This window comes from Bradyrhizobium sp. HKCCYLRH1034 (assembly GCF_051168375.1).
Lineage (GTDB): Bacteria > Pseudomonadota > Alphaproteobacteria > Rhizobiales > Xanthobacteraceae > Bradyrhizobium.
Genome location: NZ_JBNPUW010000007.1, coordinates 122,880 through 137,054 on the forward strand (window position 1 = coordinate 122,880; position 14,175 = coordinate 137,054).

General features: G+C 64.1%; 12 protein-coding genes. 4 read left to right on the forward strand and 8 right to left on the reverse strand.

All coding sequences use genetic code 11. The features are described from left to right. The first annotated feature begins 67 nt into the window (after positions 1–67). Together ACQR0W_RS18350 and ACQR0W_RS18355 are read left to right on the forward strand one after the other, a co-directional pair. Positions 68–1,300 carry a cyclopropane-fatty-acyl-phospholipid synthase family protein gene (locus tag ACQR0W_RS18350; RefSeq protein WP_316170331.1) on the forward strand — a complete coding sequence of 411 codons (1,233 nt, stop codon included), beginning with the start codon at positions 68–70 and terminating at the stop codon, positions 1,298–1,300. Between the two features lie 81 nt (positions 1,301–1,381). Continuing rightward, complete coding sequence (locus ACQR0W_RS18355) at positions 1,382–2,416, forward strand: cysteine synthase A (protein WP_315751100.1); 1,035 nt, start codon at positions 1,382–1,384, stop codon at positions 2,414–2,416. Positions 2,417–2,515: 99 nt separating this feature from the next. On the opposite strand, the gene ACQR0W_RS18360 is transcribed toward ACQR0W_RS18355, so the two are convergent. The 4 genes from ACQR0W_RS18360 to ACQR0W_RS18375 are packed head-to-tail and all read right to left on the reverse strand — an operon-like array spanning position 2,516 to position 7,049. Further along, entirely contained in the window at positions 2,516–3,259 is a 744-nt protein-coding gene (locus tag ACQR0W_RS18360) for an amino acid ABC transporter ATP-binding protein (protein WP_315711850.1), read from the reverse strand. A gap of 22 nt (positions 3,260–3,281) precedes the next feature. Continuing rightward, the gene (locus tag ACQR0W_RS18365; RefSeq protein WP_315751098.1) at positions 3,282–4,802 is read right to left on the reverse strand and encodes an amino acid ABC transporter permease; all 1,521 of its coding nucleotides are present in this window, start codon (positions 4,800–4,802) and stop codon (positions 3,282–3,284) included. Further along, complete coding sequence (locus tag ACQR0W_RS18370; protein WP_315751097.1) at positions 4,799–6,004, reverse strand: amino acid ABC transporter permease; 1,206 nt, start codon at positions 6,002–6,004, stop codon at positions 4,799–4,801. Before ACQR0W_RS18370 ends, ACQR0W_RS18365 begins: the two co-directional genes overlap by 4 nt. A gap of 28 nt (positions 6,005–6,032) precedes the next feature. Continuing rightward, positions 6,033–7,049 (reverse strand): amino acid ABC transporter substrate-binding protein, encoded by a 1,017-nt coding sequence (locus ACQR0W_RS18375; protein ID WP_315711846.1) that lies wholly within the window; start codon positions 7,047–7,049, stop codon positions 6,033–6,035. Positions 7,050–7,365: 316 nt separating this feature from the next. Between ACQR0W_RS18375 and metC the strand changes: the two genes are divergently transcribed. Next, positions 7,366–8,559, forward strand: a complete 1,194-nt coding sequence (gene metC, locus ACQR0W_RS18380; protein ID WP_316170208.1) for a cystathionine beta-lyase — start codon at positions 7,366–7,368, stop codon at positions 8,557–8,559. Positions 8,560–8,681: 122 nt separating this feature from the next. Then, on the forward strand, positions 8,682–10,379 hold the full coding sequence (locus ACQR0W_RS18385; protein ID WP_316170207.1) for a Na/Pi cotransporter family protein: 1,698 nt from the start codon (positions 8,682–8,684) through the stop codon (positions 10,377–10,379). A gap of 64 nt (positions 10,380–10,443) precedes the next feature. Here ACQR0W_RS18385 and ACQR0W_RS18390 read toward each other — a convergent pair whose 3' ends face one another. The 4 genes from ACQR0W_RS18390 to ACQR0W_RS18405 form a co-directional block, all read right to left on the reverse strand. Then, positions 10,444–10,782 carry a lipid-A-disaccharide synthase N-terminal domain-containing protein gene (locus ACQR0W_RS18390; RefSeq protein WP_172109779.1) on the reverse strand — a complete coding sequence of 113 codons (339 nt, stop codon included), beginning with the start codon at positions 10,780–10,782 and terminating at the stop codon, positions 10,444–10,446. After that, positions 10,782–11,519, reverse strand: a complete 738-nt coding sequence (locus ACQR0W_RS18395; protein WP_315711843.1) for a glycosyltransferase family 2 protein — start codon at positions 11,517–11,519, stop codon at positions 10,782–10,784. Before ACQR0W_RS18395 ends, ACQR0W_RS18390 begins: the two co-directional genes overlap by 1 nt. 93 nt (positions 11,520–11,612) lie before the next feature. Next, on the reverse strand, positions 11,613–12,404 hold the full coding sequence (locus tag ACQR0W_RS18400) for a phosphatase PAP2 family protein (protein WP_316170206.1): 792 nt from the start codon (positions 12,402–12,404) through the stop codon (positions 11,613–11,615). Next, a complete protein-coding gene (locus ACQR0W_RS18405; RefSeq protein ID WP_315827577.1) occupies positions 12,405–14,147 on the reverse strand; it encodes an ArnT family glycosyltransferase in 1,743 nt (580 codons plus the stop codon). Positions 14,148–14,175: the final 28 nt, after the last annotated feature.

The following is a 14,175-nucleotide window of genomic DNA, read 5'->3' on the forward strand; positions in this document are numbered from 1 at the left end:
GCACAGGTGCCGCACCGGCCAGCCGACGGGGACGTGGGCTGGAGCCGTTTGCGTGAGTGGACCTGCCATGCCGGACGTCATCCCAGTCACCCCTGATACCATCGACAAGGTGCTTGCCGATCTTCCCCGCCTGCCCCGCCTTGCCCTCGGCTTCGGCTCGCGGTTGCGAAAAGGCACGCTCGACGTGACCCTGCCGGACGGACGGGTGATCCGGCTCGGCGGCGTTGAGCCCGGGCCGGCCGCCGCAATGATCCTGGCCAATTACGGCTTCGCATCGCGTCTTCTCAATGGCGGCGACATCGGCATCGCCGAGGCCTATCTGAACGGCGACTGGGATACGCCGGACCTGACGCAGTTTCTCTATCTGTTCTGCGTCAACCAGCACCTGCTGCAGTCGATGCTGGAAGACAAGCCGCTGATCCGGTTTGCCCAGCTGGTCCGGCACTGGTTCAACCGCAACACCAAGCGTCAGGCGAAGCGCAACATCTATGCCCATTACGACATCGGGAATTCGTTTTACTCGGCCTGGCTGGATCCGAGCATGACCTATTCCTCGGCCTTGTTCGAGGAGCACACCACCGACCTCAGTGCCGCGCAGACCAACAAGTACAAGCGGCTGGCCGAGGCGATCGATCTCAAGCCCGGGCAGAAGCTGCTCGAGATCGGCTGCGGCTGGGGCGGCTTTGCCGAATATGCCGCCAAGACGTTCGGCGCCAAGGTCGTTGGGTTGACGATCAGTCAACAGCAGCGCGACTTCGCGCAGCGCCGCATCCAGGAGGCCGGGCTCGCCGAGAAGGTCGAAATCCGCCTGCAGGATTACCGGGACGAGCGTGACCACTACGATCGCATCGCCTCGATCGAGATGATCGAGGCGGTCGGCGAACAATTCTGGCCAAAATATTTCTCGCAACTGCGAGACCGCCTGCTGCCGGGCGGACTGGCCGGTGTCCAGGCAATCACCATCCAGGACAGCCTGTTCCAGCACTACCGCCGCGAGGTCGACTTCATCCAGCGCTACGTCTTTCCCGGCGGCATGTTGCCGACACCGCAGATTCTGAAGTCGCTCGGCGACCGCTTTGGCATACCCGTCATCCGCGAGCGGATCTTCGGGGAAGATTATGCCAGGACGCTTGCGATCTGGCGAAATAACTTCCGAGAGGCTTGGCCGGACCTCACGCCCTCCGGATTCGACGAGCGCTTCAGGCGGCTCTGGGAATATTATCTGTCCTACTGCGAAGCAGGTTTCCTCTCCGGGAATATCGATGTTCGCCAGGTCGTCTTTGCGAAATCGGGGGGCTGATCCAGCCGGCTTACGCTCCCCTGGATATCAGGCTAGGGTCCTCTTAAGTGTGCTCGAGGAAACTCCTACGGTATCTGCAAAATGACCATTCATAACGACGTCGTCGCGGCGATCGGCAACACACCGCTGATCAAGCTCAAGCGCGCCTCGGAGGCGACGGGCTGCACCATTCTCGGCAAGGCCGAGTTCATGAACCCGGGCCAGTCGGTCAAGGACCGCGCCGGCAAGTGGATGATCCTGGAGGCCGAGAGGCGTGGCGATCTCAAGCCCGGCGGCCTCGTGGTGGAGGCCACTGCCGGCAACACCGGCATCGGTCTGGCCGTGGTCGCCAGCGCGCGTGGCTATCGCACGCTGATCGTGATTCCGGAGACGCAGAGCCAGGAAAAGAAGGACATGCTGCGGCTGTGCGGCGCGGAGCTGGTCGAGGTGCCGGCGTTGCCGTTCAGCAATCCCAACAACTATCAGCATGTCGGCCGCAGGCTCGCCGACGAACTGCGCATGACCGAGCCCAACGGCGTGCTGTTCGCCGACCAGTGGAACAACCTCGACAACGCCAAGGCGCATTATGAGTCCACGGGACCCGAGATCTGGGAGCAGACCGACGGCAAGGTCGACGGCTTCATCTGCGCGGTCGGCACCGGCGGCACGATCGCCGGCACGAGCCGCTATTTGAAGGACAGGAACAAGGACATTGTCACCGCCTGTGCCGACCCGCACGGCTTCGCGATGTACGAATGGTTCAAGAACGGGGTCGTCAAATCGACGCCCGGCGATTCCATCACCGAAGGCATCGGCATCGGTCGTGTGACGCCCGTGATCGAGACCGCCAAGGTCGACGACGCGTTCCTGGTGTCCGACGAGGACGCCGTCAACACGATCTACGACCTCGTGCAGCATGAAGGCCTGTGCCTGGGCGGCTCGACCGGCGTCAACGTCGCTGGCGCGGTGCAACTCGCCAGGAAGCTCGGCCCCGGCCACACCATCGTGACCATCCTGTGCGACTCCGGTGCGCGCTATCAGTCGAAGCTGTACAATCCGGAGTTCATGCGTTCGAAGAACCTGCCGGTGCCGGCCTGGCTGGAGCGGCGCAGCGGGATCAAGCCGCCTTTCGTTTGAGGGCGAGTAGCGAGTAGCGAGTAGCGAGTAGCGAGTAGCGAGTAGCGAGTAGAATTTCTCGCCCTATTCGCTATTCGCAAGTCCCGATTCGCTTCCTCATCAATGCCGCAGGATCTGGCTCAGGAACAGCTTGCTGCGCGCATGCTGCGGGTTGGCGAAGAATTCCTGCGGCGTGTTCGATTCGATGATCTGGCCGGCGTCCATGAACACGACGCGGTTGGCGACCTCGCGTGCAAAGCCCATCTCGTGGGTCACGACCAGCATGGTCATGCCCTCCTTGGCGAGATCGACCATGGTGTCGAGCACCTCCTTCACCATCTCGGGATCGAGCGCCGAGGTCGGCTCGTCGAACAGCATGACCTTCGGGTTCATCGCCAGCGCGCGCGCGATGGCAACGCGCTGCTGCTGACCGCCCGACATCTGGCCCGGATATTTCTGCGCCTGATGCGGGATCTTGACCCGCTCCAGGAACTTCATCGCAGTCGCCTCGGCTTCCTTCTGCGGGATGTTGCGCACCCAGATCGGAGCCAGGGTGCAGTTCTCCAGCACGGTCAGATGCGGAAACAGGTTGAAGCTCTGGAACACCATGCCGACCTCACGGCGGACTTCGTCCACCCGCTTGAGATTCGGACCCAGATCGATGCCGTCGACATTGATCTCGCCCTCCTGGAATTCCTCCAGCGCGTTGATGCAGCGGATCAAGGTCGACTTGCCCGAGCCCGAGGGCCCGCAGATCACGATGCGCTCACCCTTTCCGACGGAGAGGTTGATGTCGCGCAGGACGTGGAATTCGCCGTACCATTTGTTGAGGGCGGAAATGCTGACGATCGAATTTGCAGTCATGGATCTCTCGACGATATCTGGGTCAATGGCGCCGGTGCGCGTTGAGGCGGCGCTCGACCAGCATGGAGTAGCGTGACATGCCGAAACAGAAGGCGAAGTAGATCATTCCTGTGAAGGCAAAGCCGGTGAAAGCCGTGGTCGGTGTCGCCCAGACCGGATCGGCCAACGAAGCCTTGAGGCTGCCGAGCAAGTCGAACAGCGCCACGATCGAGACCAGCGAGGTATCCTTGAACAGCGAGATGAAGCTGTTGACGATACCGGGGATGACGTGGCGCAGCGCCTGCGGCAGCACGATGAAGCTCGTCGTCTTCCACCAGGACAGGCCGAGCGCGCTCGACGCCTCCGCCTGGCCGCGCGGAATGGCCTGCAGGCCGCCGCGGATCACCTCGGCCATGTAGGCGCCGGAGAACAGCGCAACGCCGATCAGCGCCCGTACCAAGCCGTCGACCCTGACATTGCCGGGCAGGAACAGCGGCAGCATGTAGGTGGCGAAGAACAGCACCGTGATCAGCGGCACGCCGCGCACCAGCTCGATGAAGGCGATCGAAAAGACGCGGATCAGCGGAATGGTCGAGCGGCGGCCGAGCGCAAGCGCAATGCCGATCGGCATCGACGCGACGATGCCGATCACCGAGACGACCAGCGTCACCAGCATGCCGCCCCACAGCCTTGTGTCGACGATGGGAAGGCCGCCGCGATCGAGGCCCATGATCGCAATGACGATGGCGATGCCGGCGAAGGTCGCGGCCGTGGCGATGACGCTGCGCAGCGCCCTGCTCCCGCCGCCGATGATGAACACCAGCGCGGTGACAATGATCGCGGAGAGCGCGAGATCATTCCACACGGGCTGGTGAGATTGCTGCAGTTCATTGCGGATCCAGACCAGCGGCCAGATCACGAGCGATGCGAGCGTTCCGATCAGCACGACCAGCTTGCCGAGCAGCCACAGCAGCATGCCGACCACCGGCACGTTATCGCCGGCGCGCACCAGCGCGTTACCGGCCGTATCGATGCTCTCGACGAACAGCTGGAGGGTGCCTGTGGTCCAGCTCACGCCGAAGCCCTCCAGCCCACCGCCATAGAGCAGGAAGAACGCGACCACCGGCAGCGCGAAGAAGAACAGACCCGCATTAAGGCCTTTGGCCGGCAGGCGCGGAATCAGCAGCGGCACGAGCAGCACCACCGCCAGCACATAGGTCAGATTGACGCGCCAGCGGTCGGCCTCCGGGTAGAAGCCGTACATGAACTGGCTGAACTTCGCCGAAATGTAGGGCCAACAGGCGCCGACCGGATGGCCGGCGTTCTGCGCCAGGCATGCATCGCGGTCCTTGCCGACCCACACCGCGTCGACCAGCAGGAACTTGACGGCCGGGATCACGGTGAACCAGATCAACAGCGCGCTCACCAGGGTGAGCAGGATATTGGTCGGCGAGTTCAACAGCCTCGTGCGGACGAAGCCGACGAAACCGGTCGTCTTGATGGGCGCCGGGCGTTCTCCGGCCATGTCCTGACGGATGAAGGTTGAGGCCGTGATGTCGGTCATGCGCCAAGTCTCTTCCCAAGCCGCCAGCTATAGAAGCTCATCATCGCGCTCGTAATCAGCGACAGCGCCAGATAGACGCCCATCGTGATTCCGATGATCTCGATGGCCTGCCCCGTCTGGCTCATCGTCGTGCCCGCGAACACCGACACGAGATCGGGATAACCGATAGCGACCGCGAGCGAGGAATTCTTGGTCAGGTTCAAATACTGGTTCGTCAGCGGCGGCAGGATGACGCGGAGCGCCTGTGGCACGACGATCAGGCGCAGCACGGTGCCGCGGCTCAGTCCAAGCGAGAGCCCCGCTTCCATCTGTCCCTTGTGGACCGAGAGGATTCCCGCCCGTACCACCTCGGCGATGAAAGACGCCGTGTACATGGTGAGCGCCAGGGTCAGCGCAACGAGCTCTGGAATGATGCGGGAGCCGCCGGCGAAGTTGAATCCCTTGAGCGCCGGCACCTCGAACGAAATCGGCACGCCGAACACGAGCATTGCAATTAGCGGCAGGCCGATCAGCAGCCCCAGCACGTAGGGCCAAATCCGGATCACATGGCCGCGCAAGAACAGCTCACGCCGCGCGTAATAGTGCAGACCGATCGAGACCACGATCGCCACACCGAGCACGATCGCGAACGGCGTGAAGCCGGGCTCCTCGATCGGGCGCGGAACGATGAAGCCGCGGTTGTTGAGAAAGAAGGTCGAGAAAAGAGAGATGCTCTGCCGCGGTCCGGGCAGAGCCGCCAACACCGCGAGATACCAGAACAGGATCTGGAACAGGAGAGGCAGGTTCCGGATCAGCTCGACATAGGCGCCGGAGACCCGCGAGAGCAATACGTTCGGTGACAAGCGGCCAAGCGCAACCAGAAAGCCAAGGATGGTCGCCAGCACGATACCGATGACGGAGACCAGCAGCGTGTTCAGCACGCCGACGATCAGCACGCGGCTGTAGCTGTCGGAGCCGGAGTAGCTGATCAGGGTCTGGTTGACGTCGAAGCCGGCCGTATTGTTGAGAAAGCCGAAGCCCGACGTGATCCGCTGGGTGGCGAGGTTGCTGCGTGCGTTGGCCACGATCTCGTAGCCAACCCACACCAGCACTGCGACGAACAGGATCTGGAGGATGATGCCGTTCCATCCTGCCTTGCCACCCAGCATACGCTTCAGCCGAAGCCCATATTGCGTAGGCGGTAACCTTGCTTCGATGCTCATTCGCCGCAGCCCCGCTATCGCGCAGTGATCAGCGGATCGGCGGCGCGTATTGCAGGCCGCCCTTGTTCCAGAGCTGGTTCAGACCGCGCGCGATCTGCAGCTTGGAGCCGGCGCCGACGTTGCGATCATACATCTCGCCGTAGTTTCCGACCGCTTTCACGATCCGGTAGAACCAGTCCTTGGTGAGGCCGAGCTGCTCGCCGAGATTGCCGTCGGTGCCGAAGGCGCGCTTGAACTCCGGCTTGTCCGACTTGGCCATTTCATCGACGTTCGCCTGCGTCACGCCGAGCTCCTCGGCCGTCACCAGCCCGAACAAGGTCCACTTGACGATGTCGAACCACTGGTCGTCGCCATGGCGGACCATCGGGCCCAACGGCTCCTTCGAGATCACTTCCGGCAGCACCACGTGATCGGCCGGATTGGCGAGCTTCAGCCGCTCGGCGTAGAGGCCGGAAACGTCGGTCGTGAAGACGTCGCAACGGCCAGATTCGTACGCCTTGATGGTCTCGTCTTGGCCGGCGAATGCGATCACCTCGTACTTCATCTTGTTGGCCTTGAAGTAGTCGGCGAGGTTCTGCTCAGTCGTCGTGCCGGTCTGCACGCAGATCGAGGCGCTGTTGAGCTCGAGCGCCGAATTGACCTTCAGGGCCTTCTTCACCATGAAGCCCTGGCCGTCGTAATAGGTCACGCCGGCGAAATTGGCGCCCAGCGAGGTGTCACGCGACAGGGTCCAAGTGGTGTTGCGCGACAGCACGTCGATCTCGCCCGACTGCAGTGCAGTAAAGCGATCCTTGGCGGACAGTGGAACGAACTTGACCTTGGTCGGATCGTTGAAGATCGCGGCGGCAATGGCGCGGCAAACGTCGACGTCGAGCCCGGTCCAGTTGCCCTTGTCGTCGGGCGCCGAGAAGCCAGGAAGGCCCTGGCTGACGCCGCAGGCGAGCATGCCGCGATCCTTGACGGTCTTGAGCGTTTCGGCCTGGGCGCCGACGCTCGCCAGCACCGGGGCGAGAGCAAGAGTAAGAGCCAGAGTGACGCGTTTCATAAATACAGCCTTTCGCGGGTCGTCCTTGGGGAGCGATGAATCTCAGCGCGTAGGAGGGGCCGACCTGAATCCGCCTCTGCAAACGCCATACCAAGAATATGGCGCGCGCCATGCACGACGGAGCCGTGCATGCGAGATGAAGCGGAAATCGCGGCAAGCCCCTCAACGTGCAGCGATCGAATTGCGCCGGCATCACAGAACGACTGGCGGTCCGGGTCAAGGGGTTGACGGGCCTGTTCTGCATTCTGTTATTAACGACCGCAGTGCGGCCTGATTTCCAGCTATCCCGGCAGGTTTAAAGAGAAAAGACACGCGAATGGCATCATCGAACGACCCCGCTGCGGCGGTGCGACAAAACGTCGAGACACGGCTGGTCACGGCGGGGCGGGACACGAAAGCGCAGCACGGATTCGTGAATCCTCCTGTCGTTCATGGTTCAACGGTCCTGTATCCAACGGCTGAAGATCTGCATGCACACCGCGGTGAATTCCAGTACGGCCGCCACGGCACCCCGACCACGAAGGCGCTGCAGCAAGTGCTGATGGCGCTCGAGGGGCCGCAATGCGCCGGCGTCGGCATCGCGCCGTCAGGCCTCGGCGCCATCTCGACCACCCTGCTGTCGGTGCTCAAGGCCGGCGACCACGTTCTGGTGTGCGATAGCATCTATCGTCCAACCCGCAATTTCTGCGACGGCATGCTGGCACGCTATGGCGTCGAGACGACCTATTTCGACCCCTTGATCGGCGCAGGAATTGAGCAACTGCTCAAATCGAATACACGCGCGGTGGTTGTCGAGGCGCCGGGCTCGCAGTCCTTCGAAATGCCGGACATCCCCGTCATTGCCGCGGTTGCGCATGCGCACGGCGCGCTGGTCATCGACGACAACACCTGGGCGACGCCGCTCTACCATCGCTCCCTCGATCAGGGCGTCGACATCAGCATGCAGGCGGCCACCAAATATATCGGCGGCCACTCCGACATCATGTTCGGGACGATTTCGGCCAATGCGAAGGCGTGGCCGCTGATCTCCGAGGGCATCCGCCTGCTCGGCGTCTGCGCCGGACCGGACGACGTGTTCCTGGCCTTGCGCGGCGTACGGACGCTTGGCGTGCGCCTGGCGCAGCATCACCGGTCAGGCCTGGAGATGGCGCGCTGGCTCGCCGCGCGTCCTGAGGTGATCGAGGTGCTGCATCCCGCGCTGGAAAGCCATCCGGGGCACGCGATCTGGAAGCGCGATTTCACCGGCGCCTCCGGCCTGTTCAGCATCGTGCTGCAACCAAAGGCGCAGGCCGCCGTCGACGCCATGCTCGACACGCTCACGCTGTTCGGCATGGGCTATTCCTGGGGCGGCTTCGAGAGCCTGGCGATCCCGTTCGACTGCGCGAGCTACCGCACGGCGACCACATGGGCACCCGGCGGTCCGACATTGCGGCTGCACATCGGTCTCGAGAATACCGAGGATCTCAAGGCCGATCTCGATCGCGGCTTTGCCGCGTTCAACGCCGCTTGACCACGCCGCCCGCAGGGGCGGAGCGCCGCGCGATCGGGCAACCGGGGCCGCCAAATTGGCGTTGATCCCCGGCCGATTGGGCGTAGCCTTGGTCTGAAGACAAGCGGGAACGAACGGGAATCATGGTTCTGCTCGATCTGATGGGTGGCGTGGCGCTGCTGCTGTGGGGCCTTCACATGGTCCACAGCGGCATCCTGCGCGCCTTCGGCCCGGATCTCAGGCTGCTGCTGTCGCGAGCGCTGCGGAACCGTTTCAGCGCCCTTGCGGCCGGACTCGGCCTCACCGCGCTTCTCCAGAGCAGCACGGCAACGGCGCTCATCACCACCTCCTTTGCTGCGGAAGGCCTCGTCGGCCTGATCCCCGCGATGGCGATCATGCTGGGCGCCAATATCGGCACCACGCTGATCGTCCAGGTGCTGTCGTTCAACGTCGCGGCCGTCGCGCCGATCCTGTTCGTGCTCGGCCTGGTGGCGTTCCGCAGCGGGCCGCGATCGCGCATCAAGGATCTCGGCCGGGTGTCGATCGGCCTCGGCCTGATGCTGCTGTCGCTCCATATCCTGATCGACACGCTCGCGCCGGCCGAGGAGGCGCCGGCGATGCGCGTGTTCATGCAGGCGATCACCGCCGACGTCACGCTGTGCATCATCTTCGGCGCCGCCGTCACCTGGATCGTGCATTCCAGCGTCGCGAGCGTGCTGCTGGTAATGTCGCTGGCCTATGCGCATTTCATCACGGCCGATGCGGCCATGGCACTGGTGCTCGGGGCCAATCTCGGCAGCGCCGTCAACCCGGTGTTCGAGGGCGCCCGGCGCGACAATCCCGCGAGCTATCGCCTGCCCGTCGGCAATCTCCTCAACCGCATCATCGGCGTCGCGCTGATCGCACCCTTCCTCCATCCGCTCGCGGCTCAGCTGCAGCAATGGCAGCCGGATCTGTCGAAGCTGACCGCGCAGTTTCACATGGCATTCAACCTCGGCACGGCGCTGGTCTTCATCGGTCTGCTCGGCAGCATCGAGAAGCTGCTCGTCAGACTGTTCCCCGACCGCCCGGCCGAAGTCGATCCCGCCAAGCCGCGCTACCTCGACGAGACCGCGCTGGAGACACCGTCGCTGGCGCTTGCGGACGCGGCGCGCGAGGCGCTGCGCATGGGCGATCTGGTCGAGACCATGTTGCGCAATGTCATGACCGCGATGATGACCAACGACCGTGGCCTCGTGGATCAGGTGTCACGCGCGGACAATGTCGTCGACCGGCTCGACGAAGCCATCAAGCTTTACATCACCAAGCTGACGCGGGGCAGCCTGGACGATCGCGAGGGCAAGCGGGCGATGGAGATCATCTCCTTCGCGATCAACCTCGAACACATCGGCGACATCATCGACAAGAACCTGAGCGAGCTCGCGACCAAGAAGATCAAGCGCAGGTTCCAGTTCTCCGCGGAGGGCGCCGACGAGTTGCAGGCCTTTCACCGCCAGATCATGGAGGCGCTCCGCGTCGCGTTCGGCATCTTCATGTCCGGCGATGCGCAGCAGGCGCACCAATTGCTCGATCAGAAAGCCGAGCTCCGCAACGCCGAGCTCGGCGCGACCGAGCGGCACCTCGAACGTCTGCGCGACGGCCGCTCGGAGACGCTCGAAACCACCTCACTGCATCTCGACGTGCTGCGTGACCTCAGGCGGATCCACTCGCACATCTGCTCGGTCGCCTATCCCGTGCTCGATGCCGCCGGCGAGATTGCGACGCGCCGCGGCGAGGCGGCTGACAGCGTGGCGACGACCGTGACCCTGCCCCCATCCTCGGCCCAGCCGCTGCCGCGCTGAGCGCAGGACGGCCCCACGAACGGGCGACGGCACATCCGCCCTGTGAACCTGAAGCCCGCTCCGGTCAATTGCTCAGCGTCTGCGACTCGCGCTGACGGTTCTTGAAGATCAGCATCACGTTGCGGACGTAGATGATGTTCGACAGCAACTGGCCGAAGATGATGACCGGCTCGCGTTTGACGAGACCATAGATCAGCGTCATGAGGCCGCCGCCGATCGAGAAGAACCAGAAGGCAAGGGGCACCACGCTCTTGCCCGCGCGCTCGCTGGCGATCCACTGCACAAGGAAGCGCGCGGCGAAGGCCAGTTGGGCGGCGAGGCCGAACACCAGCCAGAAATCAAATTTGGCGATGAAGATGTCGTAGAGATAGTTGCTGAACGCCTGCCCGAATTGAATCAGCATTACTTTACCTCGATCACAACCGGCGTCGGCTTCTTGCGGCGGATCAGCCACCACACGCCGGCGAGATCCATGATCCCGATCCAGAGCCGGTCGAAGAACCCGTAGTTCGAGACACCGGAGTGCCGGGGTCGATCTGTCACGTCGATGTAGGCGATGTCGTAGCCCTCACGCCGCACCAGGGCGGGAAGGAAGCGGTGCAGACCATCGAAATACGGCATCATCAGGAAGACGTCGCGGCGGACCGCCTTGAGGCCGCAGCCGGTATCGCGGGTGCCGTCATGCAGCACCGCATTGCGGATCTTGTTGGCAAGCCGCGATTGCAGTTTCTTGAAGCCGGTGTCCTTGCGACCGACGCGCTGGCCTGCGACGAGGCCGACACCCGCCCCGCCCTTTTCGAGCGCAGCGATGAGGTCGGGCAGGAAAGCGGGATTGTTCTGCCCGTCGCCGTCCAGCGTCGCAACCATCGCGCCGTGGGCCGCGCGGATGCCGCTTCTCACGGCCGCCGATTGCCCGGACGACTTCTCATGGCGCAGCACGCGCAGGTTCGGCCGCCGCGCCATCTCCTCGGCGAGCCGTTGCGCGGTGTCATCGGTCGAGCCGTCGTTGACGTAGATGATCTCATAGGCCCAGAGACCGTCGAGCGCGGCCGCGATCTCGGTGATCAGGGGCGTGATGTTGCCGGCCTCGTTGCGCACGGGAACGACGATGGAGACGGCAACGGGGGTTTCGGTCGACAAGATGAGACTCGCGATGGCGTGACTGGACCGGTTCCTGCCCCGGGCGATGCGGCGGAGGCTTATTATGGGGCTTGGGGCCGCCTATCAACCCCTTTAGCGCGGTACGATTTGGCCGTCCTTGCCCAGGCGGAAGCCCAGCCGTCGTGCTGCGAACCAGTAGCGGACCAGCATGGCGCAGGCCAATCCGACCACGGCGCCGGCGACCACATCGCTTGGATGATGCGCCAGCAGCACCAGCCGACTCAGGGCAATCACGACGGCATAGATGAACATCGGTATCCGCAGCCGCGACCAGACGGCCGCAACGGCGAATGCGAGCGCGAAGGCGGTCACCGCATGCGCCGACGGCATGCTGAAATAGGCCGGCGTGCCGTTGAAGGGTTCGAAATTGAACGCATTGGCCTTGCCGCCGACGAAGGGACGGCCGCGCCCGATGATGTATTTCAACACCTGGGCCGACAGCACGGAGAGCAGAACCGCGAAGAAGAAAAACTGGACATGCGTCGCAAAGTTCAGAAGGCGGCTGCGCGAAGCCTCAGGCCACAACGGCGCGATCAGGATCGTCGCGACTACCCCCACTGCCAGCAGTCCCAGCACGTATTCGTCCTGGCCGAATTCGGTGATGATGCGCACCAGCCACAGGCTGGGTGTTCCACGCGCCGGCATCAGCCCGATTTCGTAGGCATCGAAGGTGAACATCAGCATCAAGACCACACTCAGGCCGATGGCACCGAGCAGGAGAAGCTCGCGTCGCAGGCGTTGCCGGCCCGCAGCGTCCGGCGCGGTCTGCGGCCGCCGAACCAGCCGGCCGAACGAGAATTTGCCGACCAGCGCGAGCTGGGCGAGATAGCCTGACGACAGCGAGGGCGTGTGTGGCGCCGACATCTACTCGGTGCCTTCCGAACGATAGATCGCAATCGAGACCGGGCGGCCTTGCGAGATGTTGTAGCCGTCGATGCGCTTGGCGACGTTGTAGCGCAGCCCGATGGCCTCGGCGCGCTGCACGAACGCCCGTTCGGTGCGCTGCTCGACAAGCGCGAAGCGGCACGTGCCATGGTTGAGGAAGTCGGCCGCCCCCGAGCCGTCGGTGAGCTGTGTCGAGGTTCCTGTCATGAACACGAGGCTAGGTTCGTGGAAACCTGCCGCTGCTGCCTTCGGCCCGACGCAGACCACGTTGCGCAGCGCGCGCGCAATCTCCGCGCTGGGAAACAGCGGTGTCAGCGCCGGCAGCACGGCGCCATACACCACGAACGCCAGGAACATCGCCGCCACGCCGGCATTCAAGAGCGAGCGCTCGGCACGGCCGTCGTCATAGAGCCACCAGGCGAACAGGCCGAAAATCAGCGACGCCGCCACGAACGGCCAGGCCAGGAACACCGGCTGGTGCGTGACGATGATGGCGCCGATCACGGCCACCACCGACGTGATGGCGGGAATCGCGAACCACCAGGCGGCGCCGCGCCGCAGCCAGTTGCGCGCCAGCACCCGCCGCTCCAGCGCGCCCACGGTGAGGACGGCGATTGCCGGATAGAGCGGCAGCACGTAATGCGGCAGCTTGGTCAGGACGGCCTCGAACACGACCCAGGACGGCAGCAGCCAGGCCAGCAGGAACTGCGCCCCTGGCTCGCGCCGCGCGCGCCAGACGGCGGGGGCTGCCATGGCGGCCAGCGGCGCGCCGGGCCAGAAGGTGATGAACAACAGCAGCAGATAGAGGCCCGGCGGTGCGCCGTGCGACTCCTGGGCGCCGATCTTGCTCAGCATGTCGCCGCCGACGGAATCGGCGAAGAAGGTGTCGCCGGCGCGCAGGAAGATCAGCACGAACCAGGGCAGCACCAGCACCAGCATCCACATCAGTCCCCATAGAGGGCGCAGACGCGATAGCCAGCCGGCACCACGATCCATGATTGCCAGCGCCACGATCGTCAGTCCTGCGAACATCAGGATCAGCGGGCCCTTGATCAGGATGCCGCCGGCGAGCGCCGTCCAGAAGATCGCAGGCGGTCCCCACGGTGGATGCACCGGATCCTCGCCGCGCTGCCACGACAGATAGACGCGGGCCAGCGCACCCATCGCAGCCACCACGGTGAATAGCAGCATCGCGTCGGTCTTGGCGAGCCGGGCTTCCGCCCCGAGCAGCACCGAGCAGCACATCAGCAGGGCGGCGAACACGGCGCCGCGCCGTGTCACGAAGGAGAGCGCGGTCCAATAGGTCAGCAGCACCGCGCCGATCGCACCGATCAGCGAGGGAATGCGGTAGACCCAGATGCGCAGCTGCGCACGCGGCAGACCGATCGCCGACGCCGTCTCGACCGCAGCCGATTGCAACCAGTAGATGCCGACCGGCTTCTTGTAGCGCACGTCGTCCTGGAAGCGGATATCGACGTAATCGCCGCTCTCGACCATCTGTTTGGTCGCCTGGGCGAAGCGCGCCTCGTCGCGATCGATCGGCGGGATGGTGAAGAAGCCCGGCAGGAACAACAGCAGCCCGCAGACGAGCAGGAACGTCACCGCCCTGGTGTGGCTCACGGTGACGACATCGATCATCCGCACCAGCCGATTGCCTGGATTGACCAGGTTCTTCGGCTCGCGCGGCTCTCCAAAACGGGGGCGGGCAAAGGTCTCGACCATGGGGTTCCGAATACGCTGAAACCGCTAT

Coding starts and splice junctions, on each gene's coding strand:
- ACQR0W_RS18390 (WP_172109779.1), bottom strand. CDS start 10,782: ATGCTGATTCAATTCGGGCAGGCGTTCAGCAACTATCTCTACGACATC.
- metC (WP_316170208.1), top strand. CDS start 7,366: ATGGCATCATCGAACGACCCCGCTGCGGCGGTGCGACAAAACGTCGAG.
- ACQR0W_RS18405 (WP_315827577.1), bottom strand. CDS start 14,147: ATGGTCGAGACCTTTGCCCGCCCCCGTTTTGGAGAGCCGCGCGAGCCG.
- ACQR0W_RS18365 (WP_315751098.1), bottom strand. CDS start 4,802: ATGACCGACATCACGGCCTCAACCTTCATCCGTCAGGACATGGCCGGA.
- ACQR0W_RS18400 (WP_316170206.1), bottom strand. CDS start 12,404: ATGTCGGCGCCACACACGCCCTCGCTGTCGTCAGGCTATCTCGCCCAG.
- ACQR0W_RS18385 (WP_316170207.1), top strand. CDS start 8,682: ATGGTTCTGCTCGATCTGATGGGTGGCGTGGCGCTGCTGCTGTGGGGC.
- ACQR0W_RS18360 (WP_315711850.1), bottom strand. CDS start 3,259: ATGACTGCAAATTCGATCGTCAGCATTTCCGCCCTCAACAAATGGTAC.
- ACQR0W_RS18370 (WP_315751097.1), bottom strand. CDS start 6,004: ATGAGCATCGAAGCAAGGTTACCGCCTACGCAATATGGGCTTCGGCTG.
- ACQR0W_RS18355 (WP_315751100.1), top strand. CDS start 1,382: ATGACCATTCATAACGACGTCGTCGCGGCGATCGGCAACACACCGCTG.
- ACQR0W_RS18375 (WP_315711846.1), bottom strand. CDS start 7,049: ATGAAACGCGTCACTCTGGCTCTTACTCTTGCTCTCGCCCCGGTGCTG.
- ACQR0W_RS18350 (WP_316170331.1), top strand. CDS start 68: ATGCCGGACGTCATCCCAGTCACCCCTGATACCATCGACAAGGTGCTT.